The sequence below is a fragment of the Brachybacterium sp. AOP29-B2-41 genome, assembly GCF_052378395.1.
Lineage (GTDB): Bacteria > Actinomycetota > Actinomycetes > Actinomycetales > Dermabacteraceae > Brachybacterium.
Genome location: NZ_JBQSXR010000009.1, coordinates 24,895 through 51,276, shown reverse-complemented (window position 1 = coordinate 51,276; position 26,382 = coordinate 24,895). Strand labels below are relative to the sequence as shown.

General features: G+C 70.4%; 23 protein-coding genes. 7 read left to right on the top strand and 16 right to left on the bottom strand.

All coding sequences use genetic code 11. The features are described from left to right. Positions 1-361 precede the first annotated feature (361 nt). On the bottom strand, positions 362-1,609 hold the full coding sequence (gene manD, locus ACT3T9_RS10290; RefSeq protein ID WP_444606552.1) for a D-mannonate dehydratase ManD: 1,248 nt from the start codon (positions 1,607-1,609) through the stop codon (positions 362-364). A gap of 145 nt (positions 1,610-1,754) precedes the next feature. Between manD and ACT3T9_RS10285 the strand changes: the two genes are divergently transcribed. Next, positions 1,755-2,567: an IclR family transcriptional regulator gene (locus tag ACT3T9_RS10285; RefSeq protein WP_444606551.1), complete on the top strand. Its 813-nt coding sequence runs from the start codon at positions 1,755-1,757 to the stop codon at positions 2,565-2,567. A 14-nt stretch (positions 2,568-2,581) separates the two neighbouring features. Here ACT3T9_RS10285 and ACT3T9_RS10280 read toward each other — a convergent pair whose 3' ends face one another. The 10 genes from ACT3T9_RS10280 to ACT3T9_RS10235 form a co-directional block, all read right to left on the bottom strand. Next, positions 2,582-3,139 (bottom strand): SRPBCC domain-containing protein, encoded by a 558-nt coding sequence (locus ACT3T9_RS10280; RefSeq protein WP_444606550.1) that lies wholly within the window; start codon positions 3,137-3,139, stop codon positions 2,582-2,584. A gap of 33 nt (positions 3,140-3,172) precedes the next feature. Further along, positions 3,173-3,886, bottom strand: a complete 714-nt coding sequence (locus ACT3T9_RS10275) for a hypothetical protein (protein ID WP_441444247.1) — start codon at positions 3,884-3,886, stop codon at positions 3,173-3,175. Between the two features lie 120 nt (positions 3,887-4,006). Further along, positions 4,007-5,281: an MFS transporter gene (locus tag ACT3T9_RS10270; RefSeq protein ID WP_441444246.1), complete on the bottom strand. Its 1,275-nt coding sequence runs from the start codon at positions 5,279-5,281 to the stop codon at positions 4,007-4,009. Positions 5,282-5,394: 113 nt separating this feature from the next. Further along, positions 5,395-6,237, bottom strand: coding sequence for a LacI family DNA-binding transcriptional regulator (locus ACT3T9_RS10265; protein ID WP_442332653.1), 843 nt, complete (start codon positions 6,235-6,237; stop codon positions 5,395-5,397). A gap of 20 nt (positions 6,238-6,257) precedes the next feature. Continuing rightward, positions 6,258-8,795, bottom strand: coding sequence for a glycosyl hydrolase 2 galactose-binding domain-containing protein (locus tag ACT3T9_RS10260; protein WP_444606549.1), 2,538 nt, complete (start codon positions 8,793-8,795; stop codon positions 6,258-6,260). Beyond that, positions 8,792-9,652, bottom strand: coding sequence for an ABC transporter ATP-binding protein (locus ACT3T9_RS10255; protein WP_441444243.1), 861 nt, complete (start codon positions 9,650-9,652; stop codon positions 8,792-8,794). The genes ACT3T9_RS10260 and ACT3T9_RS10255 overlap by 4 nt, the downstream gene beginning before the upstream one ends. After that, positions 9,649-10,683: an ABC transporter ATP-binding protein gene (locus ACT3T9_RS10250; protein ID WP_442332655.1), complete on the bottom strand. Its 1,035-nt coding sequence runs from the start codon at positions 10,681-10,683 to the stop codon at positions 9,649-9,651. The genes ACT3T9_RS10255 and ACT3T9_RS10250 overlap by 4 nt, the downstream gene beginning before the upstream one ends. Continuing rightward, entirely contained in the window at positions 10,680-11,621 is a 942-nt protein-coding gene (locus tag ACT3T9_RS10245; RefSeq protein WP_441444241.1) for an ABC transporter permease, read from the bottom strand. Before ACT3T9_RS10245 ends, ACT3T9_RS10250 begins: the two co-directional genes overlap by 4 nt. A 9-nt stretch (positions 11,622-11,630) precedes the next feature. After that, the gene (locus tag ACT3T9_RS10240; protein WP_441444240.1) at positions 11,631-12,617 is read right to left on the bottom strand and encodes an ABC transporter permease; all 987 of its coding nucleotides are present in this window, start codon (positions 12,615-12,617) and stop codon (positions 11,631-11,633) included. An 82-nt stretch (positions 12,618-12,699) separates the two neighbouring features. Further along, positions 12,700-14,391 carry an ABC transporter substrate-binding protein gene (locus tag ACT3T9_RS10235; RefSeq protein ID WP_442332771.1) on the bottom strand — a complete coding sequence of 564 codons (1,692 nt, stop codon included), beginning with the start codon at positions 14,389-14,391 and terminating at the stop codon, positions 12,700-12,702. Positions 14,392-14,699: 308 nt separating this feature from the next. Here ACT3T9_RS10235 and ACT3T9_RS10230 point away from each other — a divergent pair, with 308 nt between their 5' ends. Then, the gene (locus ACT3T9_RS10230; RefSeq protein ID WP_441444238.1) at positions 14,700-15,902 is read left to right on the top strand and encodes an ROK family protein; all 1,203 of its coding nucleotides are present in this window, start codon (positions 14,700-14,702) and stop codon (positions 15,900-15,902) included. 182 nt (positions 15,903-16,084) lie between these two features. On the opposite strand, the gene ACT3T9_RS10225 is transcribed toward ACT3T9_RS10230, so the two are convergent. Continuing rightward, complete coding sequence (locus ACT3T9_RS10225; RefSeq protein WP_441444237.1) at positions 16,085-16,702, bottom strand: DinB family protein; 618 nt, start codon at positions 16,700-16,702, stop codon at positions 16,085-16,087. Positions 16,703-16,770: 68 nt separating this feature from the next. Beyond that, positions 16,771-17,346: a mycothiol transferase gene (locus ACT3T9_RS10220; protein ID WP_441444236.1), complete on the bottom strand. Its 576-nt coding sequence runs from the start codon at positions 17,344-17,346 to the stop codon at positions 16,771-16,773. Between the two features lie 148 nt (positions 17,347-17,494). Here ACT3T9_RS10220 and ACT3T9_RS10215 point away from each other — a divergent pair, with 148 nt between their 5' ends. The 3 genes from ACT3T9_RS10215 to ACT3T9_RS10205 all read left to right on the top strand — a co-directional run bounded on the left by ACT3T9_RS10215 (position 17,495) and on the right by ACT3T9_RS10205 (position 21,099). Further along, positions 17,495-19,177, top strand: a complete 1,683-nt coding sequence (locus ACT3T9_RS10215) for an ABC1 kinase family protein (RefSeq protein ID WP_441444235.1) — start codon at positions 17,495-17,497, stop codon at positions 19,175-19,177. Positions 19,178-19,225: 48 nt separating this feature from the next. After that, a complete protein-coding gene (locus tag ACT3T9_RS10210; RefSeq protein ID WP_345076056.1) occupies positions 19,226-20,212 on the top strand; it encodes a helix-turn-helix transcriptional regulator in 987 nt (328 codons plus the stop codon). A gap of 101 nt (positions 20,213-20,313) precedes the next feature. After that, positions 20,314-21,099 carry a hypothetical protein gene (locus tag ACT3T9_RS10205; protein WP_441444233.1) on the top strand — a complete coding sequence of 262 codons (786 nt, stop codon included), beginning with the start codon at positions 20,314-20,316 and terminating at the stop codon, positions 21,097-21,099. A 22-nt stretch (positions 21,100-21,121) separates the two neighbouring features. Here the strand turns inward: ACT3T9_RS10205 and ACT3T9_RS10200 are convergent, their stop codons facing one another. Continuing rightward, positions 21,122-21,949, bottom strand: coding sequence for a sulfite exporter TauE/SafE family protein (locus ACT3T9_RS10200; RefSeq protein WP_345076054.1), 828 nt, complete (start codon positions 21,947-21,949; stop codon positions 21,122-21,124). Between the two features lie 305 nt (positions 21,950-22,254). Between ACT3T9_RS10200 and ACT3T9_RS10195 the strand changes: the two genes are divergently transcribed. After that, on the top strand, positions 22,255-23,304 hold the full coding sequence (locus tag ACT3T9_RS10195; RefSeq protein WP_444606548.1) for a Gfo/Idh/MocA family protein: 1,050 nt from the start codon (positions 22,255-22,257) through the stop codon (positions 23,302-23,304). Positions 23,305-23,381: 77 nt separating this feature from the next. Next, the gene (locus ACT3T9_RS10190) at positions 23,382-24,395 is read left to right on the top strand and encodes a Gfo/Idh/MocA family protein (RefSeq protein WP_444606547.1); all 1,014 of its coding nucleotides are present in this window, start codon (positions 23,382-23,384) and stop codon (positions 24,393-24,395) included. Between the two features lie 272 nt (positions 24,396-24,667). Here ACT3T9_RS10190 and dhaL read toward each other — a convergent pair whose 3' ends face one another. Both dhaL and ACT3T9_RS10180 read right to left on the bottom strand, forming a co-directional pair. After that, on the bottom strand, positions 24,668-25,360 hold the full coding sequence (gene dhaL / locus ACT3T9_RS10185) for a dihydroxyacetone kinase subunit DhaL (protein ID WP_444606546.1): 693 nt from the start codon (positions 25,358-25,360) through the stop codon (positions 24,668-24,670). Between the two features lie 11 nt (positions 25,361-25,371). Further along, positions 25,372-26,370 carry a dihydroxyacetone kinase subunit DhaK gene (locus tag ACT3T9_RS10180; protein ID WP_444599588.1) on the bottom strand — a complete coding sequence of 333 codons (999 nt, stop codon included), beginning with the start codon at positions 26,368-26,370 and terminating at the stop codon, positions 25,372-25,374. Positions 26,371-26,382: the final 12 nt, after the last annotated feature.

Below are 26,382 nucleotides of genomic sequence, written 5' to 3'. Positions count from 1 at the left end.
CACCCCAGCTGACCGGAACGCCCCAGCTGGCCCGGACACGCCGCGCGTCGACCACCGAGATCACCGTCCCCTGCCAGAAACGACAGCAATCGGTGATCTCGACGCACCCTCACAGCGTGTCGTGGGCGACGGAGCCACGGTTCGAAGCCGACCCCGGACACGCCGTAGCTGACCGGAACACCCCAGCTGATCCTGGACACGCCGCGCGTCGTCCACCGAGATCACCGTTCCCTGCCAGAAACGACAGGAATCGGTGATCTCGACGCATCCTCACAGCGTGTCGTGGGCGACGTAGTCACGGTTCGGACTGGCCAGCGGCCACCGATCACCGTGCACCCCTCACCGGACCGGACCGGACGCCTCACCAGTCGTGGACGGTGCCGTCCCGCAGTCGGTTCACGGGCAGGTAGGCGGGCTGGTAGTCGTGCTTGGCCGCGGCCTCCTCGTCGAGCTCGACGCCGAGGCCCGGGGTGTCGCCCGGGTGGAGCAGGCCATCCTCGAAGCGGTAGCTGGTGCGGAACACCGACAGCGTGCTCTCGGAGTGCGGCATGTACTCCTGGATGCCGAAGTTGTGGATCGCGAGGCCCAGATGCAGGTTCGCGGCCATCCCCACGGGCGAGACGTCGGTGGGGCCGTGGAAGCCGGAGCGGATGCCGTAGATCGCGGCGAAGCTCATGATCTGGCGCAGTCCGGTGATGCCGCCGGCGTGGGTGGCGGAGGAGCGCACATAGTCGATCAGGCGCTCGGTGATCAGCGTCTGGTAGTCGTAGACGGAGTTGAACACCTCGCCGATCGCGAGCGGGGTCACCGAATGCTGGCGCACCAGGCGCAGCACCGCCTGGTCCTCGCCGGGGGTGCAGTCCTCGAGCCAGAACGGGTCGTAGGGCTCGAGGGACTTCGCGAGCTTCGCCGCCTCGATCGGGGTCATGCGGTGGTGGCCGTCGTGCAGCAGGCGCAGCTCGGGGCCGAACTCGTCGCGCACTCCGGCGAAGACGGTCGGCAGGTGGCGGAGGTAGGCGGCGGTGTCCCAGGACTCCTCCGTCGGCCGCATCGTCGTGCCCCCTGCTCCCGCCGTCGCCCGCCCAGCCGGTTCGTATTCATACTTCCCACCGGGAGCGGCGTCGTGCACGCCGTAGATCTGGTCCAGCCCCGGCACGCCCGCCTGGATCCGCACCGCTCGGAAGCCGTCCTCGACGTAGCCGTGGATCGCCTCGTTGAGCTTCTCGATGGTGGTGCCGGAGGCGTGGGCGTAGGTGAGCAGGCCGCTGCGGGAGGCACCGCCGAGCAGCTTGTACAGCGGCTCCCCCGCCTTCTTCGCGGCGATGTCCCACAGGGCCATGTCGATCGCGGAGACTGCGCTCATCGTCACCGGTCCGCGGCGCCAGTAGGGGCTGCGGTAGAGGTACTGCCAGATCGATTCGATCTGGGATTCGTCGCGGCCGATGAGGGTGGGGGCGACGTGGTCGCGCAGGTAGGAGACCACCGAGAGCTCGCGCCCGTTCAGGGTGCCGTCACCGAGGCCCGTGATGCCGTCGCTGGTGGTGACCTTGACGGTCACGAAGTTCCGGCCAGGGCTGGTGACGTTGACGTCGATGCGATCGATGGCCATGCGGGGCTCCTCCGGGGCGAGGTGGCGACCTACGAGACCTCGATGCTGTTTTATATGATGGAACGCTTATTCTGTAGTTCGTGACGAGTCTAGGTGTGCCATGCGCACCGAGCAACATCTGCTCAGCCACGGAGAGAGGCACGAGATGACCACTTCTGCATCCGGCGCGGAGCCGACCGAGCCCCACGCTGCCTCCCCCGTCGGCAGCGTGGACAAGGCACTGATCCTGTTGGAGATCCTGGCCGCAGCCGGCCCCGAGGGTATGTCCCTGCGCGATATCGCCGAGGCCGGAGGGTTGAACAAGGCTTCGGTGCACCGCCTGCTGCGGGCGCTCATGCACCGTGGCTTCGCGGAGCAGTCAGCGAGCGACCAGCGCTACCGGCTGGGCACCACCCCGCTCGAGCTCGCCCATGCCTACGGTGCCGGCGAGAACCTGCCGACCCTGTTCGCGCCGGCGCTCGCGAGCATCTCCCAGCACTCCCAGGAGCTGGTGCACCTGGGGCAGATGGACGGCACCCGCGTGCTCTACCTCGACAAGGTCGAGCCCGAGCGCACGCTCCGGGTGTGGTCGCGGGTGGGCAGCCGAGCGCCGGCGGCTCGCACCGCGATGGGCCGGGCGATGCTCGCGGCCGACGGGGTCCGAGGGGACGCTCTTGCCGCGTACGCCCAGGCCACCGAGGTGGGGGCGGGCGAGACTGGGGCCGTGATCAGCCTGCAGCACCTCACCGAGGTGGTGGATCAGGCCGCGGCGCGCGGCTGGTCCACCGAGATCGAGGAGAACGAGGTGGGCATCGCCTGCGTGGGCGTGGCTCTGACCCGCACCGGCGGACGCTCGGTCGCGGTGAGCGTCACCGGGCCGCTCGAGCGGATGGGGGCGGCGCGGCGCAATGAGGTCGGCGCGCTGCTGCACGAGGAGCTTTCGCGCCTCGCCCCGGCCGGCTTCGAGCTCGCGCGCTGAGTGACGGACGAACGTCAGCCGGCGAGCGCGGCGTAGTCCTCACCGAGGCTCATGTACTCGCTGTCCCAGACGTCCATGCCAGGGATCGCTCCCCCGGTGACAGCACCGATGAGTCGGTCGAGGTACCACTCCCAGCCGGGCCCCACGTACTGGAGCATCTCGAGCGGCACCTCGTGATGACGCAGCGCGAGGCGGGTGCTGGCGCTGGCGTCATCGACCGCGTCGGCGTCGGCATCGGCGTCGGCGTCGGCGTCGGCCGAGTCAACCCCAGTGTCCGCGTCGGCGAGCTCGAGGGACAGCCGCCAGGTGCCCTCCATCGAGGCGCTGACCGTCAGCAGTCGGCCCGGCTCGCAGGCGTGGATCGTGTACTCGGAGGCGGACGCCTCCCCGGGCTCGGCAGTCATGGTGACCAGGACGGAGCCGCTCGCCGGGTCGCCGGTGTACGTCCCGTACCAGGTGGCGAGCAGCTCGGAGCGGCTCAGGTACTCCCAGATCCGGGCGGCAGGGGCGGCGACGGCGCGGGTGAGCACGAGGTCGCGGCCTGAGGTGTCGAGGGTTCCGGTGATGGGCATCTGCACTACTCGGGTCAGGCGAGCTGCTGGCGGTCAGGCGATCTCTTCGGGAACCGCCACTCTCGGCCGACGAGCCTTCGTCATCTCGAGCACGCCACCGACCACGCTGCCGATCACGAGCGCGACCAGCACGGTGATCAGGGTGGCCAGCAGCGGCAGCTGCGGCAGATCGACCCCCGCAAGCTCATACAGCAGCATCCCAAACATCCCGAACACGCTGATCAGCGCGCCGATGATCGCGGCCGCCGCCACCCCGATCTGCAGCGCCCGCACCCTGCCCGCGACGGCGACCAGGAAGCCGACGATCGCCACCAGGGCGACCGCTCCGATCACCACCGAGGAGAGCACCACCAGGGTCGAGGAGCTGATGCCGAGCATCGCGACCACGGTCTCGCCGGGCTCGCCGAGGCCGATCAGCACGCAGGCGACGATCCCGAGGACGATGGCGAGGGTGTTGCCATCCTCATGCACGATGACCAGCACCGCAGCGGCGATCGCGCACAGCAGCCCCAGCGTCAGCCCGATGCCGCTGAGCGTCTGCAACGGCCCCGGCCCGATGAAGAACGCCGCGATGGCGAGCAGCACGCCCAGCAGCAGGCTGACCCCCATCGCGAGCCCCGCCCCGCTCCAGGCCCGACGCGGACCGGCGATGATCCCGGCGGCCAGCGGGAACGCGATCGGGACGGACAGCAGCACGGCCATCAGCGCGGCGGCGACGAGCTCGAGAGGATCCAGGTCGAAGGACATGACCCCATCGTCCCCCTTCAGCGCCGCAATGGAGAAGGAATGCGCGAAACGGGCTCTCAGAGGGAGCCTCAGAGCGAGGCGTCAGCGGGGCGACTCAGCGCGGCGGCCCAGTGCGGCGCCTCAGAGCGGAGCTGCAGCGCGCATGGGTCGGCGTCGACTCTCCGCGAGATGCCAGGCCCACAGGAGCGACCCGACCACCACGTAGCCGAGCGCGACCACTGCCACCACGGTGAGGCTGCCGGTGATCAGCGGGGCGATCACCCCGGAGAGCAGGGCGTTCATGACCAGGGTGAAGAAGGTGCCCAGCGATGCTGCGGCCCCGCGCTGATGCGGGAACAGATCCAGGATCTCCAGCTGGATGGGGGCGAAGAACAGCGAGGCGGTGAAGGACATCAGCATCGGGCCCACCAGCACCGGCAGCAGGCTCACATCGAGCTGCCCGGAAGGATCCGGGAAAACCATCACCAGCACCAGGTTCAGCACGCTGGTCACCACCGTGCCGAGGTAGCCGAGCGTGATCAGCCGGGTGCGCTCCATCGCGTCGGCCGCCCGCCCCACCAGGTAGGACCCGGCCATCATGCCGATGATCAGCGGGCCGAAGAGCACCCAGAAGTCCTGCTCGCCGAGCCCCAGCAGCCGCACCACGATGATCGGGGCGGCGGCGACGAACACGAAGTGCGCCGCGAACCCGAAAGCGGTCGCGAGCGCAATCCGCACCATCGTCGGGGAGCGTCCCACCTCCCACAGGGCTCCGACCACGGAGCCCACCCGCAGCGGGATCCGGGCCGCCTTCGGCAGGGATTCGGGCATCAGCGCGGTCGCCACCATCACGGCCACCCCGTACAGGCCGACGCCCACGAACACCCAGCGCCAGTCGCCCAGCAGCAGCAGCCAGCCGCCGAGCATCGGGGCGATCACCGGGGAGAGCGCGAAGATCATCATCACCTGCGCCATCAGCCGCTGCGCCTCGGCGCCCGCGAAGAGATCCCGGATCACCACTCGCGAGACGATGGTGGCGGCGCCGGCGCTCATGCCCTGCAGCACCCGCAGCGCGATCAGCATGCCCATCCCCGAGGCGAAGACCGCGCCGAACATCGCCAGGATGTAGATCGCAAGCCCCACGAGCATCACCTTCTTGCGGCCCAGCGCGTCCGAGAGCGGGCCGTGGAACACGCTCATCACTGCGAAGGAGGCGAGGTAGACGCTGATCAGCTGCTGCAGCACCACGTCGGAGGCACCGAACTCCTCCCCGATCTGTGTGAACGCGGGGAAGACGGTGTTGATCGTGAACGGGCCCAGCATCCCCAGGGCGGCGAGGGTGAGGGTGATGCGGGCGCCGGCCGTGCGGCGGCGGGGAGGGATGGTCGCGGGGTCGGCCGCCTCGGGGGTGGTCACGCCGGCGAGTCTATGACCAGGCGCTTTCGCCCCGTTTTCCTGTCCACACCGGGCCGGAGGCACGCTCCTCGCCGGGGTGCGGCGCTCGCCTCAGGCGACCGACGGGCGGGCGCTCAGGGCGCCAGGGTGTCCAGCGTGCTCAGGGTGCCCCGGGGGATCAGCCGCGGCACCTCATGAGCCACGCGCACCGGGGTGCCCGGAGCCGCGAGCAGGGTCTGCGCAGTGCGGGCGAGGTCCACGCCGAGCTGGTGGGGATGGTGCTCGAGCACCGCCAGCGGCGGCTCATGGGTCTGACAGGCTGGCGAGTCGTCCCAGGCCACGATCGAGAGGTCCTCGGGCACCCGCAGCCCGGCCGCGGCCGCCCAGTGGGCGCCGGCGATCGCCATCGCGTCGTTGTCGTAGACGATCACGGTGGGGCGCTGCGGGTCAGCCAGCAGGGCCTGGGTCGCGGCGGTGCCGCTGTCGGCCCCGTAGTCGCCTTCGGCGAAGAGCGTGGGCAGGCCGCGGGCGTGCACGAACTCCCAATATGCCTCGCACCGCCAGCGGCTGTGCAGCAGGTGGGAGGGGCCGCCGACGTGGCCGATGGCCCGGTGGCCCCGCCCGTGCAGGTCCTCCAGGACACGTTGCATGGTGCCGGCGTTGTCGACGGTCACGGCGGAGAACTCGCCCTGGCGCTGATCGCCGATCACCACGAAGGGAAGGTCGAGCGTATGAGCCTGCTGGAGGCGGTCATCATCGTCCAGGAGGTCCTTGAGGATCAGCAGGTCGACCATGTCGCGCTCGGCCCAGCGCCGTACCGTCTCGATCTCCTCCCCGGGGCTGCCGGCGACGTGACTGAGCACGGTGTGGCCCTGGGAGACCGCGGTGTCCTCGAGGCCATGCAGGACCTGGGTGTAGAACCGTTCCGAGCGTGCGGACCAGACGGTCTCGGGGATCGTGATCCCGATGGTGGCCATGGATACCCTTCCCCGCTTCCTCAGGTGTCGCGGGCACGGGCCCGTGCCACCAGGTCGTTGGCGCTCAGAAGCACATCATCGGCCAGGAAGGCCCTCGGGTCCACCGTGGCGGAGGTGCGCACATGGAAGCGGGTACTCTCCCCGGCCAGCAGGGTCACCAGCTGGCGGTCCACCGTGGCGGCGGGGTCGACCTTGTCCGCCAGCACGCACAGGTCGCGCACGGTCGAAGCGGCCTCCACGAGGATCTCGACCCCGTCCGAGACCGGCTGTGCAGTGGCGGTGACCGCGTCACCGACCAGGGCGGAGTCCCGGTCCTCTGCGAAGGGGTGCACCGTGCGCACGACTTCGCCGTCCCCGTCGGTCCCCGCCAGCTCGACCAGCAGCACCTCGTCGGCAGCGTCCGTGGCGGTCGCGAGCTCTGCAGGCACGGGCAGCGTGGCCGCTGAGCGAGCGGGAACCTGCGCGTCGAGCGTGGCCTCGGCGAGGACAGTGCCGTCGTGGCGCTGTCGGCGCAGGTGCAAGGTTCCGCTCAGGGGCTCGTCGGTGTCGTTGCCGAGGCTGATCGCGGGGCTGGCCTCGCGGGGCTGGATGCTCAGCAGCACCGGCTCGTACACCTCGCGCAGCGCGTACCAGAGCAGCTTGCGGCGTCGGTCGCCATCCACCGCGGCCCAGGAGGTCACCGGCCAGCAGTCGTTCAGCTGCCACACGATGGTGCCGGCGCATACCGGCCAGTGGGAGCGGTAGTGGCCGATCCCGCTGATCAGCGCGCGGGCCTGGTTGAGCTGGGTCGCGAAGTGGAAGTCGTCGAAGCCCTCGACCGGTGGCAGGTGCGGGGCCATGCCGCGGCGCAGCTTGTCCTGTCCGCCCACGGCCTTCTGGTGGGAGAGCATCGTCTCGGAATCCTCGTCCAGGGGCCGCTCTGTGATCGCGCGGGCGATCGTCGCGTAGTTCGCCGGGCCCTGGTAGCCGAACTCGGCGGAGAACCGCGGGATGGTGTCCCGGTAGCGGGTGTAGTCGTTGTCCTCCTCGGAGGCCCAGGCCACCCAGTTGTGCACGGTGCCGTGGTCGGGGTTGCGGGGATCTTCGGGCAGTGGCCGCGAATAGGGGCTGGTGGGGGTGTAGCTGCGTGTGGGGTCGAGCTCAGCCAGCAGCGAGGGGAACAGCTCGGTGTAGTAGCCGAGCCCCCAGCCGGCGCCCTCGGGGATGTGCTCCTGCCAGCCCCAGTGGTAGTAGCCCTCGACGTTCTCGTTGCTGCCGTTCCAGTGGACCAGCGCCGGATGCCACGCCAGGCGCACGATGTGCTCGCGGGCTTCGGCCTCGAACTCGCTGCGCAGCGGCTCGAGCTCGGAGTAGGCGGCGCAGGCGGTGGTGAAGTCCTGCCACACCATGATCCCCAGTTCGTCACACAGCTCGTAGAGCAGCTCCGATTCGTAGAGCCCGCCGCCCCAGATCCGCAGGGTGTTCATCCCTGCCTCGAGCGCGTCGGTGACGCTCGCGCGGTAGTCCTGCGCGGTCAGGCGCACCGGGAAGCAGTCGTCGGGGATCCAGTTCGCACCCTTGGCGAAGATCGGGCGATCGTTGACCACGATCGTGAAGGAGGTGCCGATCTCGTCGGGCTCCTCGAGGACGCCGGCGGTACGGAAGCCGATCCGGTGCTCGCGCGCATCGCGCACCCGGTGCTCGGCGTCCCGCAGCTCGATCGCCACGGTGTACAGGGGCTGGTCGCCGTAACCGCGCGGCCACCACAGCTGCGGGTCCGCGGCCGACAGCCGCAGGTCGAGCTCGTCCTGCGCATCGGAGCGAGAGAGCTCATCGATCTGCTTCCCGGCAGGGTCCAGCAGTCTCGCCGAGACGGTCACCGCGGACTCGTCCAGCAGATCCGCACGCTCGATCAGGACCGTGAGGTCGACGAGCCCGCGCGCGCCAGCACCAGGCTCGACGGTGATCTGCGGGCGCACCTCGGCCAGGCGCGCCCCGGACCATTCCTCGAGGCCGATCGGGCCGGCGATCCCGCTGGTGACCAGCACCGGTCCCCAGTCCCAGCCGAAGTTGCAGGCCATCTTGCGGATCGCGTTGTAGGGCAGGTCGTTGCCGGTCACCGGCATCTTCCCGAGCACCCGCTCGTTCTCGCGGGCGGTGCGCAGCGGGGAGGCGAACCGGATCTCGAGCTGGTTCTCGCCCTCGATCAGCGCGTCGGTGACGTCGAAGCGCCAGGAGCGGTGCTGGTTCTGCGCCTCGGCGATGCGCGTGCCGTTCAGGACGACCGTGGCGGCGGTGTCGAGGGAGGCGGCGACCAGGTCCACCCGCTCGGCGCCGGTGGGTGCCCAGTCGAAGCGGGTCGCGTAGGTGACATCGCATTCGCCGGTCCACTGCAGGTCGTGCTCGTGGCGGTCCAGGTACGGATCCTCGATCAGCCCGGCGGCGTGGAGGTCGGTGATCAGGGTGCCGGGCACGGTGGCCGGCACCTCGCGCACCGCGAAGGGCGCGGGACCGTCGGTGATGCTCAGACGCCAGCCCTCGTGCAGGGGCCGACGGCTGGGGGTGCTGGTCAGGGTCACGGGGTCTCCTTCGCGAGGGCCAGATGGTCGGGCATGGGGACGCCGCGGCGCTGGGCCTCGGCGAGGAAGCGCGGGTTGTTCCCCGGTTCAGGGGCGGCGAGCAGCAGCTGCCGGGTGAACTCCGCTTGAGGGTTCAGGATGACATCGTCGGCCGGGCCGCGCTCGACGACCTCGCCGCGGTACATCACCAGGATCTCGTCGGAGAAGTGCCGGGCGGTGGCCAGGTCATGGGTGATGTAGAGCATCGCGAGGTTCTCCTCGCGCTGCAGCCGCGCCAGCAGGTTCAGCACTCCGAGGCGGATGGACACGTCGAGCATCGAGACCGGCTCGTCGGCGATCAGCACCGTCGGCTCCGGGGCGAGCGCGCGGGCGATCGCCACCCGCTGGCGCTGCCCGCCGGAGAGCTCGTGGGGGCTGCGGTCGATGAAGCTCTCGGCGGGGCTGAGGTTGACCCGCTCGAGCAGCTCGCACACCTTCTGCCGCACGTTCGCGCGGGTGGCCTTGCCGTGCAGCAGCAGGGGTCGCTCGATGTGGTGGCCGATGGTGTGGAAGGGGTTCAGCGAGGCGAAGGGATCCTGGAACACCATCTGCACGTGGTCGCGGTAGTGGGCCAGGCCCTTGCCGCGGGTGCCGATCGGCTGCCCGTCCAGGGTGATGGTGCCCGAGGTGGGCTTCTCGAGCTGGACGAGGATCTTCGCGATGGTGGACTTGCCGGAGCCGGACTGGCCCACCAGCGCCACGGTGCGGCCGGGCTGCAGCTCGAGGTCCACCCCCTTGACGGCCTGGAGGGTGGTGAAGCGGGCCCCGCTGCGCAGCCGGTAGGACTTGTGCAGGTCGGTGACGGTCAGCGTGGTCATGCGGTGGCCTCCTGGTCGGCGTGCTGCTCTCCGCCGAAGCCGGCGCGCACGAAGTCCCCGGCCTCGCCGGTCAGGGAGGGGAAGGAGCCCAGCAGGCGCCGGGTGTAGGGATCCCTGGGCTCGAAGTAGAGGTTCTCGGCGGTGTCGATCTCGACGATCCGTCCCGCCTTCATCACCGCGATCCGGTCGGAGATCTCCAGCAGCATCGGCAGGTCGTGGGTGATGAACACGACCGCGAAGCCGAGCTCCTTGCGCAGCCGCAGCACCTCCTGGAGGATCTCGCGCTGGACCACCACATCCAGTGCGGTGGTGGGCTCGTCCATGATCATCAGCTGCGGGTCCAGCGCGAGCGCCATCGCGATCATCACGCGCTGGCGCATGCCTCCGGAGAGCTCGTGGGGGTAGGCATCGATGCGGCCGCGGTCCACCCCCACCAGCTCCAGCAGCTCCTCGCCGCGGTGGCGGCGCTCGGCCCGTTCCATCTGGGGCCGGTGCGTGATGAGCACATCGGCGAGCTGGGTGCGGATGCTGAGCACGGGGTTCAGGGAGTTCATCGCCCCCTGGAACACCATCGCGACCTTCGACCAGCGGAAGGCGCGCAGCGCGGGCCCCTTCAAGGCCAGCACGTCCACGTCGGAGCCGTTCACGCGGTCATGGAAGGTGACCGAGCCGCTGGTGATGCGGGCGGGCGGGCGATGGAGCTGGTTCAGTCCGTAGGCGAGGGTGGTCTTGCCGCAGCCGGACTCCCCCGCCAGGCCCAGGATCTCTCCGCGGCGCAGGATGAATGAGGCGTCCTTGACAGCATGGACCCCCTCGCCGACCTCGTAGACGATGTTGAGGTCGCGCACGCTCAGCACGGGCTCCTCGAGCACCGGGGAGACGTCGCCGCCGGTGCGCCCCTCCTCGAGCGAGCTGTCCAGGACGGGGTCGCCGATCTCGCCGCGCGCGATCGCGGAGGCGGTCTCGACATTCGGATCCGGTTCGTGGGCGGGGTGGTCCGGGGGGACGGGCCCGGTCATCGGGGTGCTCATACGAGGACCTCCTTCGTCGTGGCCTCGGAGTCGTCGGCGTTCTCGGCCTTGCGGACGCTGCGCGCGGCCTTGGGGGCGGTGCGCAGGCGCGGGTTGATGATGCCGTCGATGGAGAAGTTGATCAGGGACAGCCCGCAGCCCAGCAGCGCGATCATCAGACCCGGCGGGACGAACCACCACCAGCCGCCCAGGGTGAGGGCCTGGCCGTTCTGGGCGTAGAACAGCATCGAGCCCCAGGTCTGGGTGCCCACCACGCCGAGACCGATGAAGCTCAGGCCCGCTTCGCCGAGGATCGCGGTGATCAGGGCGAACACGAAGCCGCTGGACATCACCGGCAGCAGGTTCGGCAGGATCTCCACGGCGATGATGCGGAGGGGCTTCTCCCCGGCGATCTTCGCGGCCTGCACATAGTCACGGGTGCGGATCGAGAGGGTCTGCGAGCGCAGCACTCGGGCCGCGGCGGCCCAGGAGGTGATCGCGAGGATCACGGCGATCAGCAGCAGGCCTCGCTGCTGGACGTAGGAGCCGATCACGATCATCAGCGGCAGGCCCGGCAGGATCAGCACGACATTGGTGAACAGGGAGAACCCCTCGTCGATCCAGCCGCCGAGATAGCCGCCGAGGATCCCGAAGAAGGCGGAGAGGAACAGCGCCAGGACCGCGACGATGATGCCCACCAGCAGGGAGCCACGGGTGGCCCAGGCGAGCTGTGCCAGCACGTCCTGCCCGGTCTGGGTGGTGCCCAGCAGGTGCTCGGCCGACGGCGGAGACATGCCCACGCTGGAGATGGCCAGCGGATCGGCGACGACGAGCGGGGCGATCAGCCCGAACAGGGTGATCGCGACGACCAGTCCTGCCCCGATCACGAGTGAGGGGGTGGCGTTGCGGCGCAGGGAGGCGCGGAAGCGGGCGCCACGGGAAGCGGGGGTGTCGATCATGGGAGCTCCTCAGCCTCGCGCTCGGGTGCGGGGGTCGATGACGCCGTACAGCAGGTCCACCACGAGGTTCGCCGCGAGCACGGCCACCGTGATGATCAGGAACATTCCCTGCATGAGCGCGTAGTCGTTGTTCTGCACGGCCTGCAGCATGGTGAAGCCGACCCCTGGATAGGAGAAGACGGTCTCGACCACGATCGAGCCGGAGACCACGAAGCCCAGCGAGATCGCGAAGCCGGAGACGCTGGGGAGCATCGCGTTGCGGGCGGCGTACATGAGCATCACGCGGCGCGGAGAGAGTCCCTTCGCCTCGGCGGTGAGGATGTAGTCCTCGCTGAGGGTGGAGACCATCATGTTGCGCATCCCCAGCAGCCAGCCGCCCAGCGAGGACAGCACGATCGTCAGCGCCGGCAGGAACCCGTAGTAGAGGGCGTTGGAGATGAAGGGGTAGTCGAAGGCCGGGCGCACCAGGGTGTAGTCGTAGCCGCCGGAGATCGGGAACATCCCCAGGTTCACCGACAGCACGTAGATGAACAGCAGCGCGAGCCAGAAGTAGGGCACGGCCTGCAGGATCGTGGTGGCGGGGATCAGTGAGTCGAGCCAGGTCCCGCGCTTCCATCCCGCCAGGGTGCCCAGCGCCATCCCCAGGATGAAGGTGAAGGTGGTCGCCAGGCCCACCAGCACCAGGGTCCACGGCAGGGACTGGCCCACCACCTGGGAGACGGGGGTCGGGAAGTAGGTCACCGAGACCCCGAGATCTCCGGAGAGCAGACCGCCGAGGTAGGCGAAGTACTCCTCGAACAGCGATCGGTCCGTATCCGCTCCGAGCATCACCTCGATCGCTCTGCGGGTCTCAGGGGATACCGGTCCGCGCAGCGCGAGCTTCGCGAGGACGGCGTCCACCGGGCTCCCCGGCAGGGCGCGGGGGATGAAGAAGTTGAGGGTCACTGCGGCCCAGAGAGCCACCAGGTAGAACCCGATCTTGCGCAGGAGGTGCACTGCCTCGAGATCCTTTCGTCGCCCGGGCCGCGCCGCCTGGACCGCCGGTGTCCGGGCGGGGTGGGCGGCGCGGGCCGGTGGGTCAGCTGGCGGGGGTGATGGCCTTGAGGACCATGGAGTTGTCCGGCGCCGCCCAGGCCATCGGGTAGGCGAAGAGGTTCTCCTGGGTGGGCCAGCCGGTGACCCTCGAGGAGTTGTACTCCGTCAGGCTCGAGCCGATCATCACCGGGATCGCCGGCATCACTTCGGCCAGCCGCTGCTGGATCAGGAAGTAGTGCCCCTTCTTGACCTCGGGATCGTCGGTCGCCGCAGCGGCATCGAGTGCGGCGTCGACCTCGGGATCCGAGAAGCGGGTGACGTTGTGGTACGGGTTGCCGTTCTCGCCGACGGGGACCGTGTTGTCGGTGGAGAAGTGGTTGCGGTACGGGTAGTACGGGTCCGGGGCGGGACCCTGGCCGACGGAGTCGATGACCAGCTGATAGGTGCCGCGCGCCTTGGCGTCGTTCCACTCGTTGACCGAGACCTGCTGGGGGATCAGCTCGATGCCGATCTCCTTGTACTGCGCGGCGAGCGTGTCCAGCGCGGTGACGAAGTCGGACCAGCCGGTGGGGCAGGAGACCGTCATCGAGACCCGAACGTCGCCCTTGGCGTACACCCCGTCGGAGCCGAGCGCGTAGCCGGCGTCCTCGAGGATCTTCTTGGCCTCGTCGGGCTGGGCGTTCCAGGGAGCGTTCTCGATCGAGGGATCGATGAAGTCGGCGTCGCGCTCAGGCAGGCCGAAGGAGGGCGAGATGTCCGCGCCGAGGTCGAAGAAGGCCAGCTTGGAGAGCTGCTCGCGGTCCATCCCGTAGTAGAGGGCCTTGCGCACGGCGACGTCGGTCTGAGGTCCCTCGCAGCCCAGCTCCGGGTTGGAGGCGGCCATGAGCGCCATCTGGGAGATGCCGGTGTTGGTGAACGAGAGGTCGGGGTTGGCGGCCACGTGCTCTTCGAGGTTCGGGATCGCGGAGGACATGTAGTCGATCTCGCCGGCCAGCCACATGTCGGTCGCGGACTGGTTGCCCGAGATGGCGATCGCGCGGATCCCGCCGATGGCGGGCTTGCCCTCGTCCCAGTGCTTGTCGTTGGCCAGCAGCAGGTAGGACTCGGGGGTGAAGTCATCCAGAGCGAAGGGGCCGGTGCCCACCGGTTCCGGGTTCGCGTAGGTCGCCAGATCATCGACGTCCGCGAAGAGGTGCTCGGGGATGATCCAGGTGCGGGCCAGGGCGTTGGGACCCTCGGTGAAGGACGGCTCGGCGTATGTGATCTCGACAGTGGTGTCGTCGATCGCCTCGGCCGACGGGGCGGTGCCCGCGGCGTTGAGCGCTTCAGTGTCGAGGATCTTGGTGAAGGTGAAGGCGACATCCTTCGCGGTGAAGGGGGTGTCGTCGGCCCAGACCGCGCCGGCGCGGGTGGTCACGGTCAGGACGGTGCCGTCCTCGTTCCAGGCGTAGCTCTCGCCCAGCAGCGGGACGGGCTCCTGATCGATGGGCTCGAGGGGGTTGAAGTAGAACAGCGTCTCGTAGATCAGGCCCTGGATCAGGGAGATCACCGAGGGTGAATGCGGGTTGAAGTTCTCGGCCAGGCCGGTGTTGGCGGTGGTGGTGATGATCGGTCGCTCCTCCGCCCCACCGCCTCCGCCGTTCTCGAGGTTGGAGCTCGTGCTGCACGCCGCGAGTGCGACGGGGGCCGCGCCGAGCGCGGTGAGCTTGTACAGGTCTCGACGACTGAGGTGCATCGTTGCTCTCCTTGTCACGCATCAGTGCGTGCCGGGTCGATCGCTCCGAGGAGATTTCTTCATTACGTTAATGAAGTATCGGTATTGTGGAGACCTCGGTCACGATCCGTCAAGTGGCGGGGGCATCCGGAGCAGGCAACGGAATGATCACGATGCGGTGCGACCCGCCGTCGCCGCCCGGGTGCGAGACTGACGCGAGATTGACGCAAGACCATCTCGAGACCATCTCGAGAACAGCTCGAGAGCAGCACAGGACGAGCTCGGGAGCAGCTCGAGACCATCCCAGGACCGGAAGACAGGAGGCGGTGATGAGCGTGATCGGAGAGCGCAGAGCCTCCACCACCGACGCCGCGATCCTCGAGCTGGTGCGCCGCCGCTCGGAGACCAGCCGGGTGGAGATCTCACGGGAGCTCGGGGTGACCCCGGCGACCGTCACCTATGCCGTCAAGCGTCTGCTCGCGGCGGAGCTGCTGGTGGAGAGCGGTTTCGCTCGGTCCAACGGCGGCAAGCGCGCTTCCCTGCTGCGGCTGAACGACCAGGCGCGATGGGCGATCGGCTGCACCATCGATGCCGACCGCCTCTCCCTGGCGGGGGTGGATCTCGCCGGTGGGCTGCGCGCCCGGATCGCGGTTCCGCTGGGCTCCGCCTCCGATGCGGAGGAGGTGGGCACTGCGCTGCGCCGGGCGCTGTCCATGATCCGGCCCGAGGCCGAGGCGCACTCCGCCACCGGGATCGGTTTCGCGATCCCCTATGGGCTCGACGGGCGTGGTCCGGCCCTGGTGCGCACGATCTCGGAGGGCCTGGACATCCCTTCGATCAGTGCGAACGCACCGACCTGCGCCGCGCTCGGCAGCTTCTGGAGCGGAGAGCAGCCCGAGAGCGGGCTGTGCGCGACGGTGCACATGGATGCGGGGCTGGGGCTGTCGATCCTGCTGGATGGCCGGCCGCTGCAGCCCGGCTCGGGCAGCTCCGCCACCCTCGATCATGTGGGCATCGATCCCGACGGGGCGCCCTGCGAGTGCGGCGGCCGCGGCTGCCTCCATCAGTACGCCTCGGCCCGCGCGATCATCGAGTGCGCCGTGCGCACCGGCAGCCTGGCGCAGGACCTCGAGCTGCGGCTGACTCCGGCCTCCCTGAGCAGCGACGTGGTGCTGATCGCCCTGGCCGCCGCTCGCGGGGAGCCTCGAGCGCGTGAGGTGTTCGTGGCAGCGATCTCCGCGCTCGCCCAGGCGGTCTGGTCCGCGACCAGCGCCCTGGGGATCCGCGCGGTGGTGCTCTCCGGACCAGGGGTGCAGGTCGCCCCGGTGCTGGTCGAAGAGGTGATGGACGAGCTGCTCACTGCCCGGGCCCGCAACCTCGGCGGGGAGATGACCGTGGCGGTCTCCCAGGTCCAGCCCCATCCCTGCGCTGTCGGCGCAGCGGTGCTCGCACTGCAGACGTTCATGACCCCGGGACGGGCCTCCCGCAGCGGCCCGGCCCGCGAGCTCTCCCACGCCGGGCCGGGCGCCTGAGCGCACCGCTCCTGCCCGCACCGCTCCTGCCCGCTCGGCGAAAGAGAGCTCGACGCCTGCGCTCCTGTGGGGTGGCGCCGGCGCTCCTGCGGGGTGGCGCCTGCGCTACTGCGGGGTGGCGCCTGCGCTCCTGCGGGGTGGCGCCTGCGCTCCTGCGGGGTGGCGCCTGCGCTCCTGCGGGGTCACCCCCGATGCGCCCACAGGTCGCGCAGCAGGGCGATCTCGGCGAGGTGGTGGATGAGCTCTCGGCTGATGTGGGCGACGAGGGTGGCGCGGGAGTATTCGGCCCACGGCCCCTCCGCCTCGCCCACGGCGACCTGGAGGTCCTCCGCGTCCCAGGCCCGCACGCCGGCGATCCAGCGCTCGTACTCCGCGTCGAACTGGGCCAGAGCCTCCGTCGCTGTCGCGGCATAGTCCCAGCTCATGTAGTCCGCGGACGGGCCACCGTGGTGGTCGTGGCTGCGCATCGCGAGCAGGGCGACGATGATGTGCCCCAGCCGCCAGGCGATCGTGGTCAACGGCGCGGGGTCAGGCTCTGGGAACTCGAAGTCGATGACCATCGCCCCGGAGCCGCCCTGCATCGAGGTGGGCGGGAGCTCTCCGTCGGCTGCGCGCGGGTGCACGGTCCAGGCCCGGCCGGCGCCGGAGGGGTCGTAGAAGTACTCCTCGTCCGAGAGGCCCTCGAGGCGAGGACGCAGGTGCTCGCGGGCGTGGAGCTCGATCTGGTCGAGCAGGACGGTGGGCAGGTCGCCGCCGATGCCGCGGGGCTGGTCGGTCTGAGTGATGTCGGGGCTGGTCATGAGGGTTCTCCTGTGAGGGTTGGAGCAGGGAGGCGGCGCCGGCGGGCGACGCGAGGGAGCGGGAGGGGTCACCAGCCGGCGGGCGGCCAGCCCTCCCCTGCGGCGAGCGCGTTGAGCTCGTAGGCGGTCTTGCCGTCGATGCTCTCCCGCAGGATGTCCGCATGGCCGGCGTGGCGGGCGTTCTCCTCGATCAGGTGCAGGGCGTACCACCGCAGGCTCCACGTCGTGCGCCCCTCGAACCAGGGTTGGTCGGGGACGGGACCCCTGGTCTCCAGATCGACCTCACGGATCGCGGCGGCGAGCCCCGCACCGGCCTGTTGGAGCTGCTCGATCAGCGAGTCGGCGGTGTCCTTCTCGCGCAGCGCCTCGGAGGAGATGGTGCCCTCGGCCATGAGCTGATCCAGGGTGCTGGCGGGCGCCGGGGGCGCGTCCGGCGCGGCGTGGAAGGACTCTGCCGCACGCTCGGAGATCAGCAGCACGTGCCGTGCCAGGGCGCCCAAGCTCATCTCGGAGGCGCTGGGGATCTGGGCGAGCTGTTCCCGGTCGAGCCTGTGGAGGGCCGTGGCGATCTGGTCGATCTGCTGCTGGGCGAAGGTGGCGAGGCTGTCGCGCTCGTCGGTGGTCTCTGCGGTGAGGAAAGGCATCGTGCTCTCATCTCTCGTCTGCTTGGGGCCGGGACACGGTGTTCTGCGACCCTCCGGTGGTTCGAGACCCACTCTTCGCCCCCGTGCGGACAAGTGCTGTCCGCGAAGTCACCCGGCTGCCTCGATAGCACCCACTAGGATGCTGGTCATGGCCTCCGTCACAGCACGCTACCGACAGATCGTCGAGGTGCTGGCGCGCAACGGCCTCTCTGCCCTCGCTGCCCAGATCGGTCTGCGCGATCACCTTCCGCAGGCGCTGCGCCACCATCACGCGGAGGAGCGTCTGCCCATGGGGCCGGAGCGCCTGCGCACCGCTCTGGAAGAGCTCGGCCCCACCTTCGTCAAGCTCGGCCAGATGCTGTCGACCCGCAGCGATCTGCTGCCAGCGGACTACATCGCCGAGCTGACCAAGCTCCAGGACTCCGCCACCCCGGTTCCCTACGAGGCCATCGCTGCCTCGATCCGTCGCGAGCTGGGCGCCGACCCGCATGAGCTGTACCCGAGCTTCGAGGAGACACCCCTGGCCACCGCCTCCATCGGCCAGGCCCACCGGGCCCGCCTGCATGACGGCACCGAGGTGATCGTCAAGGTGCGCAAGCCCGGGGTCACCGCCGAGGTCAGGGCAGATCTGGACGTCATGAAGCAGCTGGCCTCCCTGGCCGCCCGCGAATGGGAACTGGCGCGCGATGTGGACATCGAGGCCCTGGTCGAGGCCTTCGACCGGATGATGCTCGGGGAGCTCGATTACCGCACCGAGTCCGCGAACGCCGAGCAGTTCCGCCAGAACCTGGCCGACAACCCCGCCGTACGGATCCCACTCGTGGTCGAGGAGCTGACGACCTCCGAGGTGCTCACCGAGGAACTCGTGACCGGTCGGAACATCACCGATTCCGCGGGACTGGAGGCCGCCGGAGTGGACCGTCGGGCGCTCGCGCACACCGCCACCGACGCCCTGATCCGGATGGTGCTCGTCGACGGGTTCTTCCACGCTGACCCGCACCCGGGCAACCTCTTCGTCGCCGCGGACTCCACGATCTGGCTCATCGACTTCGGGATGGTCGGCCGGCTCAACCCCGCGGCCCGTGAGGATCTGCTGTGGCTGCTGCTGGCGATGTCTCGTCATGATGAGGAGGCCATAGTCGCCTCGCTGCTGAGGCTGGCGCCCCCGCGCCGAGGGATCGACCGTCGGCGCCTCACCCGGGACGTGGGGGCCCTGGTCGAGTCGATCTCCGGGCATCCGCTGGCCGAGGTGTCGGTCTCACGGGTCGTCGAACAGATCTATGCGCTGTTGCGCCACCACCGATTGCAGCTGCCCGCCGAGGTGTCCTCCATGCTGCGGATGCTGGTGCTCACCGAGTCCACCGCCGTGGTGCTGGACCCCGACTTCCACCTGGGAACGGTGCTCCAGAGCGTGATGCCGGTGGCGCTCGTCGAGCTGCTCAGCCCGGAGGCGCTCCTGCGACGGGCCAGCTCCGCCGGGATGCAGGCGCTCCGCGTCGGGCACGAGCTGCCGGGCCGCGCGGCACGGCTGCTGGACGACTACGAGGCCCACGGCATCGACATCGGCATCCATGCCGAGGACCTCGACCGGGCCATCTCCCGCCTGGAGGGCACCGCCGACAGGCTGATCGTGGGAATGACCCTCAGCGCCCTGCTGGTGGGCATCGGCAGCTTCATCTCCGCCGCCCCTGGACGACCCTCGCAGCTGCGCGGCCCCGCGCTGCTCGGCGTCGGCGGAGCAGCCGCACTGCTGGGCACGTACCTCGCCGCGAGCGGCGGCCCCGCGCGACGGGCTGGCCGCTTCGTGCACCGCACCTTCACCCGGCGCTGATCACCCCTGCGGACAGGTCCTGTCCGCGAAGTCAGTCATGCTGTGTGCATGAGCGATGTGACCACGAGGGCGCTGCGACTGCTGGCCCTGCTGCAGTCGAGATCGGTGTGGACCGGGCCGGAGCTCGCCGCGGAGATGGCCGTGACCACGCGGACGGTGCGGCGCGATGTGGATCGGCTGCGGGAGCTGGGCTATCCGGTGCTCACCTCGGCCGGGCACGGCGGCGGCTACCAGCTCGGCGCGGGCCGAGCGCTGCCGCCCCTGCTGCTGAGCTCGAGCGAAGCGGTCGCGGTGGCGGTGGGACTGCGACTGGCGGCGTCCTCCGGGGTGGACGGCCTGGACGAGGAAGCACTCCGGGCCCTCGCCGCCCTGGACCGGATCCTCCCGGCGCCGGTGCGGGCGGAGGTGGGCGCGATCAGCGAGGCGATGGGGGTGATCACCCGGCCAGCCGCCGGTATCCGCTCCGAGGTGCTGATGACCCTGGCCACCGCGGTGCGGGACGGGGTGCGGGTGCGGGTGGACTACGAGCGGGCCGACGGCGAGCGCGCCGAGCGCCGGCTCGAACCGCACCGGGTGCTGTCCATGGAAGGGCGGTGGTACCTCTTCGCCTGGGACCTGGACCGCGAGGACTGGCGCACCTTCCGGCTGGACCGCATGCACGCGGTGCACACCTCGACCTTCGCCATCACCCCGCGAGCGACCCCGGATATCGAGGCGGTGGTGCGGGAGTCGATCACCGTGGGCGGGTATCCGAGGTCGACGACGGTGCGGATCCTGGCCCCGTACGAGCAGGTCGCGCCGCACGTCCCGGCGAGGTCCGGAACGGTCACGGCCGACGGGCCGGATGCCTGCATCCTCCGCGCGGGCGCCGATGAGCTGCACTGGGTGGCGATGTACCTGGCGTGGATCGGCGCCCCGATCGAGGTGATCGACCCGCCCGAGCTGCTCGAGGTGATCGCCTCCCTGCGCGACTGGACGGGCACGGTCCGGAAGGCGCCAGAGGAGGGGCGGGGCGTGTCGGATCCGGGGCGATGAGCCGTTCCCTCCGGGGGACCGTCGGCCTATGCTGAGCGGCAGAGCTCCGGGGCGGGCGGAATGGGCCGTCGTCCCCCTGCTGGAACGGACACTCACTCTCCATGGCTGCTCACCGCCGACCACTCGCCCTGCTCAGCGCGCTCCTGCTCGCCCTGGTGCTGGCGGCGTGCAGCGGCGCCGCTCCCCCGCCGGAGCCCGAACCTCCCGAGCCCCCGAGCGCCGGCAGCGACCTCCCGGGTCACCAGGTGCCCTCGGTCGATGCCGATGCCCCGGTCCCCTCCGAGGGCGAGCCCGGGGCGCACGTCGATGGCAGCGGGGAGGGGGCGCCGCTCACGGCCACCACGATCACCGGGGTCTGGCCTGATCAGAGCTGGCAGATCGAGGAGCTCGAGGGTGATGCGTGCGCCGGCCGGGCACCGCAGATCTCCCGCTGGGTGCTGGGCAAGAACTATTTCGGCTGCGGCGCGGAGGAGGATCTGCTGATCGCCTGCAAGCAGGTGCAGGGCGACGAGGCGCTCTGCGTGCGTGACCCGCTGGAGAAGACGGCCGTGCGCATCCACTCCCCCGCGATCGACGGGTTCACGGCACCGTCCCCCGAGGCGCCGCTGCCGCTGATGGTGATCCTGGCAGACGGCACCACCTGCACCCCCGTCGCCCGCGACGGCATCGATCATCATGCCGGGCGACAGAGCTGGCTGTACTGCGGCGAGAACGCCGCCCTGCTGCTGGACATCTCGACCGCGAGCTACTACTTCGACCCCAGTGGCAAGGTGTGGACGGCCGACCTCGGAGTGGGCGGCGCCGAGCCGACCACGGTCGAGGTCCGGGAGATCATCTACGCCGGCACGCCCGAGGACGTCGAGGCACAGGGCTTCCAGGCCGGCTGAGCCTTTCGGCGGCGGGCCACCGTCAGACCAGCAGCAGGCCCAGCGCGGCGACGACGGTGAGCACCAGGATCAGGTTCTCGAACACCTTCTGGGGGATCCGACGGGCCACCTTCGCGCCGGCGTAGGCGCCGATCAGCACCACGGGGATCAGCATCGCGTCCATCACGAGGGTGTCCCGGCTGATCAGGCCCAGCCCCGCGGAGAACGGCACCTTGAAGAGGTTCACGATCGCGAAGTACCAGGCAGAGGTGCCGAGGAAGGTCAGCACCGGCATCCGCATCGCGTAGAAGTACAGGGACATCACGGGCCCAGCGGCGTTGGCGACCATGGTGGTGAAGCCGCCGAGCAGGCCGTAGCCGATGCCCTGCACGGCCGCGGCGGTACCGGGCTGTGACCCGGCCGCGGCGGCGCGGGTGGGCGGCAGCTCCTTGCCCGCGGCGGTACCGGCGGCCTCGCGGCGCTGAGCGAGCACGCGACGGCTCACGGTGACGATCATCAGCACCAGCAGGATGATGCCGATGGTCAGGCGCACCCCGTCCCCGTCGACCCGGGCGAAGTAGAACGCACCGATCACCACTCCGACCATGGCGCTGGGCAGCAGCCTGATCAGGGTGCGCCAGTCCGGTTCGCGCCGGTACACCCACAGCGCGGTCATATCGCCGACGATCAGCAGGAGGAGCAGCGCAGCGGTGGATTCCTTGGCGGGCATGGCGAAGGCGAACAGGCCCACCGCGAGGGTGCCGGCACCGGGCAGTGCGGTCTTGGAGAAGCCGACGATCAGGGCGCCGAGTGCCACCAGCGCCCAGGCAGCAGGACTCATGGTGGGGATCAGGGCAGCGAGGTCAGGCACGGTGAGTGAACTTATCAGCGTGCTGCCCCGGGAGGAGAGGCGGTCCGTGTCGCTGCTGCTGCGTCGGCCCCGTCCGGGGGTGCCGCATCAGCCCTGTCCGGATTCTGCGTCGGGCCCTGCCAGGGGTGCCGCGTCGGCCCCAGCTGGCTGGCCGCGTCGGCCCCGTCCGGGCCGCTCCATCCGTCTCGCCGTGGGGAGGTGAGTAACCTACGTCACGAACAGTGCAGGGATCCCGCTCTGACCCTCCCGCGCGAGGGTGCGATCTGCGGGCATGCCGCATCTCCACCGACGAATCTGTGAGGACCATGTCTGCACCCCGTCCCTCCGCTCCCCGTTCTTCCGCCCCGCCTCCGTCTGCTTCCCGCCCGTCTGCTCCCCTGCCGTCCGCGGCCCCGCCTTTCCGCCCTCTGCGGATCGCCGCCCTCTCGGCCTGGCACGTCCACGCCGAGGAGTACGCCCGGGAAGCGCAGCAGCATCCCGGGACCGAGCTGGTCGCCGTCTGGGACGAGGACGCCGAGCGGGGCCGGTCCCTGGCCACGGCGCTCGGGGTCGAGTTCGTCTCGGATCTCGACGCGCTGCTGGCCCGGGAGGATCTCGACGGGGTCACCGTCACCACCGCCACCAGCGCGCACCGCGAGATCATCGGCCGCGCGCTCGCGGCGGGCAAGCACGTGTTCACCGAGAAGCTGCTGGCCCCCACCGTCGCCGAAGGCGAGGCGCTGATCGCCGCGGCACGCGAGGCGGGGGTGCGGCTGACCGTCTCCCTGCCCCGCCTGGCCCACGGCTATGCGCTCGCGCTGCGCCGGGTGCTCGAGGAGGGGACGCTGGGGCGGCTGACCTACTCGCGGGTGCGGCTGGCCCATGACGGGTCCACCGGGGACTGGCTGCCGGCGCGCTTCTACGATCCGGCCACCGCGATCGGCGGGGCATTCAGCGACCTCGCCGCGCATCCCGTGTATCTGGCCCAGATGATCCTGGGCAGCGAGGTGCAGGTGCGCTCGGCGACCTTCACCGACATGACCGGCCGCGGCGTGGAGGACAACGCCGTGGTCGTCATGACCAGCGCCGACGGCGCGATCGGGGTGATCGAGACCGGGTTCGTCACTCCCACCAGCCCCTTCTCGATCGAGGTGCAGGGCACCAAAGGCTCGTTCCAGCACGGGCTCGGGAAGGGAGGCGGCACCAGCGTCGACACCGGCCAGGGCCCCGTCCCGATCGACGTCCCCGGCGATGCCGAGAACCCCTTCGCGCAGTGGGCCCGGGCGATCCGCTCGGGCCAGGACACGGCCGAGAACCTCGACCGGGCCCAGGCTCTCACCGCCCTCGTGGTCGCCGCGAACGCCGCGGCCACCTGAGGCGCCCCATCACGACCCCGAAGACCGACAAGACGAGCACGTCCAGCACGAACCCCCACGACTTCTCAGGAGCTCCCATGACCACGACCGTCCCCTCCCCCCTCCGCATCGGCATCCTGGGCGGCGGCGGCATCGCCACCGCCCACCTCAACGCCTACGCCACCGTCTCGGACCGTGCGCAGGTCACGGCCATCGCCGACGTCGACCCCGAGGCGCTCGCCCGCCGCGAGGCCGAGACCGGCGCGAAGGGCTACACCGACTTCCTGGAGCTGGTGAAGGACGAGAACGTCGATGCGATCGACATCTGCCTCCCCCACCACCTGCACACCCCGGCGATCCTCGCGGCCGCCGCAGCGGGCAAGCACATCCTGTGCGAGAAGCCGCTGTGCCTCACCCCGGAGGAGGCGAAGCAGGTCAGCGACGCGGTGCAGAAGGCGGGCGTGACGCTGATGTGCGCGCACAACCAGCTGTTCATGCCCGCTGTCGCGAAGGCCAAGGAGCTGATCGACGCCGGCACGCTGGGCGAGGTGTACGAGGTGCGCACCACCGACTCGTTCTTCAACGACTTCGATCCCGACTCGATGGGCTGGCGCGCGAATGCCGCGACCTCTGGCGGCGGCGAGCTGATCGACACCGGCTACCACCCCACCTACCTGATGCTGCACCTGGCCGGCGCGGTGCCGACCAGCGCCTTCGCGATGCTCTCGACCCACCGCCTGAAGTTCATGGAGGGTGAGGACTCGGCCCAGGTGCTGGTGCGCTTCGAGAACGGCGCGGTGGGCCAGATGGTGACCTCCTGGGCGTACCAGGCGGCGCCGGGCACGGACCGCTTCTCGGTGGTGGGCGAGAAGGGCTCGCTCAGCTCAGACGGCTCGACCCTGCGGGTGCAGGTGCGCGGCGAGGAGGAGCAGGTCTTCGAGCACGAGGAGGTGGAGACCTTCTCCGCAGAGATCGCGCACTTCGTGGACTGCCTGCTCACCGGGGAGCGTCCGCTCAACACCGAGGTCGAGGGCGTCAGCGTGCTCGGCGTGATCCTCGCGGCCTACGAGTCCTCCCGCACCGGGAAGATGGCTGACGTCATTCGCCTCTGACGCCGCCTCTCCGGCCCCTCCGCCCCTGATGCCGCCCGGCCACCACCGCCCAGCCACCGCAGCTGCGAGCCCCGCTCCCGTCAGCTGCCACCCGCTGAGCCGCGCAGACGACTCACCGATTCTGCGCACAGGACCGATGATCATGCCCGCCATCGGTCCTGAGCGCAGAATCGGCGACGCGCGGAGCGGTGGCGCGCGCGGAGCGGCGCGGGGAGCGCGCTGAGCGGTACCGGCCGCCGGGCACTCGTCGCGGGCCGCGGCTCAGCTGCCAGTCAGGCGATCCAGCCGATGTTGGCGACGCCGGAGCCGTCGGCCCCGGCGCGGGCGGAGCTGATCACCAGGGCCATGGCTGCGGCGCCGGGGTCGATGACGCCCTGGGAGGCGTCGCCGACGTAGCTGGCACGGCCTCGACGCGCGATGGTCTGCGCCGTGGCGGTGGCCGCGGTGACTGCGGCATCCTCCGCCGCGAACAGGGCCTCGACGGCGGTGGTCTCCGCATCGGCCTCGAAGGCGGTGCGCAGGGCGGTGACGGCCGGGTCGAGCGAGTCGATCATCGTCTTGTCGCCCACATTCGCCTCGCCGTACTTCTGCACGGTGGCCTGGCCGGCGGCGAGCGCGTTGGCGAACTGGGCGATGGTGGGCACGGCGGCGTCCGCCTCCTCTCCCGCCTTGGCGAGGTCGCGGAAGAACATGCCGAAGAGGGGCCCGCTGGTGCCGCCCACGCCGAGCCATGCCATGTACAGGGCGGTCAACCATTCGCGGTAGCTGCGGGGTTCGTCGGTCTCGAGGTTCTGGTCGAGGTGCTTCATGGCGGTGCGGACGTTGGTGCCGAAGTCGCCGTCGCCGGCGCGGCGGTCGAGGTCGCCGAGCTCGTCCGCGGAGCCCACGAGGGCCTCGCGCAGGGTGAGGACGAACGCGCGGCCGAAGCTGTCGGGGAGGGTCCTGCTGGGGGTCTGATCGTTCATTGGGTGGTTCCTTACCAGGTCAGGGCCGGGGTGCGCACAGAAGCGTCCCACAGCCGGCTCTGCTCATCGTCCAGCGGCATCAGGGTGATCGAGATGCCGTGCATGTCCAGGCTGGTGACATAGGAGCCGACCAGGGAGCGTCCGATCGACACTCCCGCGTCGGCCAGATGGTGGTGCAGCGAGCGGGCTGCGAGCTGCAGCTCGAGCGGGTAGGTGCCGCCGAGGCCGTTGACGATCGCGAGCACCTCCTCGCCGCGGTGGAGGTCCAGCTCCTCGCGCAGCGGCTGGACCAGCAGCTCGACCAGTCCGTCGGCGTCACGGAAGGGGACCCGGCCACGGCCGCGTTCGCCGTGGATGCCCACGCCGAGTTCGACCTCGTCATCGTCGAGGGTGAACTGCGGCTCGGCGTCCCCGGGATGGGTGCCGGCGGAGAGGGCGAGGCTCATGGTGCGGGCGCGGGAGGCGGCGCGGCGACCGATCTCGGCGACCTCCGCGAGGCTCGCCCCGGCCTCGGCGGCGGCGCCGCACAGCTTCTCGACGATCACGGTGGCGGCGGTGCCGCGGCGGCCGGGGCCGTCTTCGTCACCGGTGTCGGTGGCGAGGTCGTCGTCGACCAGCACCATCTCGGTCTCTACTGCGTCGTCGCCGCTGATCTCGCCCGCAATGCGGAAGTTCAGCACGTCCCCGGTGTAGTTCTTGACGATCTGGACCACGCCGCGGCCTGCGTCGGCCGCCTTGGTGGCTTCGAGGACCTGCAGGGCGGTGGGGCTGGCGAAGATGGCGCCGGCGACCGCGACGTCGAGCATCCCGGTGCCCACGAAGCCGGCGTGCAGGGGCTCATGACCGGAGCCGCCGCCGGAGACCAGGCCCACCTTGTCGGTGGCGGGCTGGCGGCGGGTGACGAAGCGGTGCTCCGCGTCGAGGGCGAGCATGAGGGGGTGGCTGAGCACGAGACCTTCGAGGGCCTCGGGGACCAGGTCCTCGGGATCGTTGACGATGCTGCGGCGCATGGTGCGCTCCTT